Genomic DNA, 4,714 nt, shown 5'->3' with positions numbered 1-4,714 from the left:
GACGACCTCGCACGATCTTTCGGGGAGGCCTTCGACATCCTCGCTCGCCTCGACGCGATCGGTGGTCGAGCCGCCCCCAAGACTTCGCGTTCGCGCAACCGGCGCACGTAGCCGAACGCCGTTGCGCCGCAGCGTCGGACGAGTCCCCTACTTCTTCGCGCGGGCCCGGAACGCGGCGACCCGCTCCTTGAACTCCGGGGTCGAGAACGAGGTGAGCTCCTCGGCTAGCGCGTACTCGAGCACCCCCTGCGCCGCGCGGGCCAAGTGCATGTTCAGTGCTACCTTCGACGACCGCAGCGCCTGTGGCGGCAGGGCGGCGAACCGCTCACCGAGCGCAAGCGCCTCGTCGAGCACCGTGTCGTCGGCGACCACTTTCGTGACCAAGTTCAGCTTCTCCGCGATCGGCGCGGTGATTCGATCCCCAAGCAGAACATACTCTTTGGCTTTCATCATCCCGATGAGCAGCGGCAGCATCGCCGCGCCACCGTCACCCGCTGTCAGCCCGATCGCGACGTGCGGATCGGCCAGGTAGCTGCTCTCCCCCATCACGAGCAAGTCGGACAGCAGGGCGATCGAGCAACCCAGACCCACCGCGGGTCCGTTGACCGCCGACACCAGCGGCTTGGGGAAGTTGATCACCTCGAGGAAGACCGTTCGGGCTTCGTGAATCTGAAAAGTGCGCGCTTCCTGATCTTCGATCAGCCGGCCGAACATCACCATGTCGCCGCCGGCCGAGAATGCCTTGCCCACACCGGTTGTCACGACGGCACGCACGTCATCATCGGCGTCGAGCACCTTCCAGATGGTGGCGAACGCGTGGTGCACCTCCTCGGTGACTGCATTGAGAGCCTCGGGCCGGTTGATGCTGACGACATGGACGTTGCCGCGCTTTTCGACCAGCAGCCACGGCGCGAACTGCTCGTAGCCGGAAAGAGTGGCGATCTCGGAAGTGGTCATGCAATGTCCCGTCAGTTCTTCTCGCTGGAAAGGATGGTGACCGCGGAGACCGCAGTCGGTCCGCCGATGTTGTGCGCCAACGCGACTCGCGCGCCGTCGACCTGATTCTCGGCCTCGCCGCGAAGCTGGTTGAACAGTTCGTAGCACTGCGCCACCCCGGTGGCACCCGGCGGGTGCCCCTTGGCCTTCAGCCCCCCGCTCGGATTGATCGGAATCGACCCTCCCACATAGTGTTCGCGACCCTCGACCAGCTTGTAGGCCTCGAAGCGGTTGGCGAAGCCGAGATCCTCGTAGCTGATCAACTCGACCCCGGTGAAGCAGTCGTGGACCTCGGCGACGTCGACGTCGCGCGGCGTCACGCCTGCCATCGTCATCGCCGCCTTCGCGGCGCGGACGGTCGGCGGGAACGTCGTCATGTCGGCCTTGTGCTGATGCATGACGCGGTCCATGCCCAACCCCACCCCGCGCACCCAGACTGGGCGATCGGTGTAGCGGTCCACGACGTCCTCTGCCACCAGGATGACCGCTGCGGCGCCGTCGCTCTGCGGGGTGCAGTCGTACAGGCCGAACGGGTCGACCACCATCGGGGCGGCCAGCGCCTGTTCGACGGTGATCTCATAGCGCAGTTGGGCTTTCGGGTTCTTGACCGCGTGGAAGTGGTTCTTCACGGCCACCATCGCCATGTGTTCCTTGGTGGCCGGCGACTCGTGCAGATAACGGTTGACGTGCAACGCGAAGTTGGCCGGAGCGACCAGCCCGAGCGGATAGTCCCAAGCATTGTCGCGCGTCATCGCGGCCCAGTCCCAGAACGTGGTGTTGGACGCCGTCTCGCGCACCTTGTCCGCTCCGACCACCAGCACCACGTCGTACAATCCCGACGCGATGGCCAAGGTTCCGTTACGAATGGCGTCATTGCCTGTTGCACAGGCGTTTTCGACTCGAGTAACCGGTATGTCGGTGAGGTCCAGCGTGTCGGCCAAAATACCCGACGGGAACCCATCGGTGGTGGACAGCTCACCGAACCACGCCGCCTGGATGTCCGACTTCGTGATGCCTTTGTCGACGTTCGCGACGCACTCGGCGTAGGCCATCGGGATCAGGTCCTTGATGCCGAGCTGGAAGTGCTCGGCGAACGGTGTCATCCCCGCCCCAACCATGGCGACTCTTCTCATGACCGAACTCCCTCCGTCGGGTGGAACGCATACCCGTAATCCGGGACGCCCGCACGATCGGCGATCTTGCGCAGCACAACCGCGCCACCTTGTCCGATAGTGGCCGTGCCTGCCGGGACGCCGGTGACCTTCATCAGCACACGCACGGGGCTGCCGTCGAGTTGCACGACGGCGATCGAGTACGGGCTGGGCAGGTCGGGTACCGGGATCTGAATCGTGGTCTGCGTGTAGATCGTCCCGGTGCGCGGCAGCGGCTCGAGCCGGTAGTCGGTGACCAACACGCCATCGTCGTCGACCCGAGCACGGGGCGGGAACTGGGGAGCTGCATCTATGCCGGGCCGTTCGTCGAATACCGCCGCCTCCCATCGCAACTTGGGTTCAAACGCGCGCGCATACGCGGGCAGCGAAATGGGGATGCCGGTGCCGACAGCGGTGCGAAACTTCGGCAGCTCGCCCGCCGCCGACTCGTTGCGGGTGATCGTGGTGTCGTCCGGCGAGACAGTCACGCCGGCCGCCGTCACGCTGGATTGTTCGACGGCGATCAGCAGTCCGCCGCCGTGCGCCTGCTCGATCAGGTCGGCCAACGCCCGGATGACGCCGGACGCCGACGAGAGCGGTTGCTCGAGCGCGCCCTTCGCGCCGAGGTCGCCGCCGAGTTCTTTGGCCTTCACCCCGACGAGGGCCGCCACCGGGTGCGCGTTCGTCAGGCCGAGCCGCGCAACCGTCGACTTGACCCCGACTTCACGCTGCAGACGAGGGTCGCCGTACTCGCGCCGGACGCCGTCCTCGCCGCGTGTGACGGTGGGCAGGCTGCGGGTCTGCCGGGCCGCCGGTTTCAGGTTCGTGCCCGATGCACCGGTCAGAACGCCCCCGGACCCGGCCATGAGGTCGTTGTCGTCCGCGGCGATCACCAGGGTGCCGTCGCCGGCGCCGCAGATCTGGTCGAGCACCGCGGGGGCACCGCCGAGCACCTCGGTGACGGGCACGTCGGCGGGAAGCGACAGAGCAGCCAATAGGACCGCGCCGTTACCGCCCTCGAGCAGCGGAAAGTCGCGAGACACCAGCACCACCCGCTGGGCGGTGGCGCCGGGATCCGCCGCGCGGCCGGCGGCGACGGCCATGGTCAACGCGTCCTCGTCGGGCCCCTTGACCCGCCGGTCGCGTACGGTCCACGGCGGGAGGTAGGTACCAATCGAGACGACCTGCGTCATCGGGCCTCGCTTCGGTCTGGTGGCCGGGTCCATCGCGCTACTAATGCGCTATATAGTTATAGCATTCCTGATTTCAACGCAGCGACGGCGGAAGGTCAACGACCTGTGGGTAGCCCCGATCCTCGCACTGTGCAGGACGGTGCGCGCGAGCCAGAGTTGGTCAAGCTGCGGTCGGCCGTGCGTGACTTCCTACAGTTCGACCGCGCCGAATTCGGCTGGCAGCCCGGCGTCGACTCGTGGTTGGCCGGATGGGACGAAGACTTCTCCGCGCGGCTGGGCACGGCCGGCTTCATCGGCCTCACTATCCCGCAGCAATACGGCGGCCACGGGCTGGGGCACCTGCACCGCTACGTGGTGACCGAGGAACTGATCGCGGCGGGTGCGCCGGTGGCCGCGCACTGGACCGCCGACCGCCAGGTCGCGCCTGCTCTGTTGACCTATGGCACCGAGCAGCAGCGCGAACAGCTGTTGCCCAAGATCGTTGCGGGCAAGCTTTATTCGTCGATCGGCATGAGCGAGCACGGCGCCGGATCCGATCTAGCTGCCGTGCAAACCAAGGCCACCCGCACCGACGGCGGCTGGCTGCTCTCTGGTTCGAAGGTGTGGACCAGCGGGGCCCACCTTGCGCACCAGGTCGTCGTGCTGGCTCGCACCAGCCCGCCCGATCCACAACACCGACATGCCGGTTTCAGCCAATTCCTGGTGCCGTGCGACGCCGACGGTGTCCGCATCGAGCCCATCCTCTTGATGTCCGGGGCGCACCACTTCAACGAGGTCCTGTTCGAGCAGGTCTTCGTTCCCGATGCCGACGTACTCGGCGAGGTGGGCAACGGCTGGCAGCAGGTCACCTCCGAGTTGTCGTTCGAGCGCAGCGGGCCCGAACGCATCCTGTCCACCGGCCCCCTGCTGTTCGCCGCCATCCGCGCACTCCGTCGCGGGCCGGCGCTCGATGACCGCACCGCCGCCGACGTCGGCGACCTGATGGCGCGGCTGATCTCGCTGCGGCAGCTGTCGTTGTCGGTGGCCCGCACGCTCACCCACGGCGGTGACGCTGCGAATCAGGCGGCGCTGGTGAAGGACCTCGGCACCCGTTTCGAAGCCGAGTCCGTCCAGCTGATCGCCGATCTGCTCGAGTCGGTACCGCCGAATTCCGAACTGGCGACACTGCTGAACACCGCGTGGCTGCACAAACCGATGTTCACGTTGCGCGGCGGCACCAATGAGGTGCTGCGTGGCGTCATCGCCCGCGGAATGGGGCTGCGTTGAGCGCCCTGGCCGGCGGGGTATTTGCCGCGACCGACGCCCGGGACGACGACGCCCAATTGCGCGAACTCGTCGAGGACCTTGGGCGGCGCTCCTACGACGCCGGGCTCG

General features: G+C 67.0%; 4 protein-coding genes. 1 reads left to right on the top strand and 3 read right to left on the bottom strand.

Annotated features, from left to right (window positions below):
- Window positions 1–147: 147 nt before the first annotated feature.
- From VGG53_RS13165 to VGG53_RS13155, 3 genes are read right to left on the bottom strand one after another with little or no spacing between them, the layout of a single operon-like run.
- Window positions 148–957 (bottom strand): enoyl-CoA hydratase/isomerase family protein, encoded by an 810-nt coding sequence (locus VGG53_RS13165; protein WP_331518501.1) that lies wholly within the window; start codon window positions 955–957, stop codon window positions 148–150.
- A gap of 11 nt (window positions 958–968) precedes the next feature.
- The gene (locus VGG53_RS13160) at window positions 969–2,129 is read right to left on the bottom strand and encodes a thiolase C-terminal domain-containing protein (RefSeq protein WP_331518500.1); all 1,161 of its coding nucleotides are present in this window, start codon (window positions 2,127–2,129) and stop codon (window positions 969–971) included.
- Complete coding sequence (locus VGG53_RS13155; protein WP_331518499.1) at window positions 2,126–3,340, bottom strand: Zn-ribbon domain-containing OB-fold protein; 1,215 nt, start codon at window positions 3,338–3,340, stop codon at window positions 2,126–2,128. The genes VGG53_RS13160 and VGG53_RS13155 overlap by 4 nt, the downstream gene beginning before the upstream one ends.
- A 105-nt stretch (window positions 3,341–3,445) precedes the next feature.
- On the opposite strand from VGG53_RS13155, the gene VGG53_RS13150 reads away from it, so the two are divergent.
- Window positions 3,446–4,606, top strand: coding sequence for an acyl-CoA dehydrogenase family protein (locus tag VGG53_RS13150; protein WP_331518498.1), 1,161 nt, complete (start codon window positions 3,446–3,448; stop codon window positions 4,604–4,606).
- Window positions 4,607–4,714 lie beyond the last annotated feature (108 nt).

The organism is Mycobacterium sp., assembly GCF_036490025.1.
Taxonomy (GTDB): domain Bacteria; phylum Actinomycetota; class Actinomycetes; order Mycobacteriales; family Mycobacteriaceae; genus Mycobacterium.
This window is presented reverse-complemented; position numbering and strand designations above follow the sequence as displayed.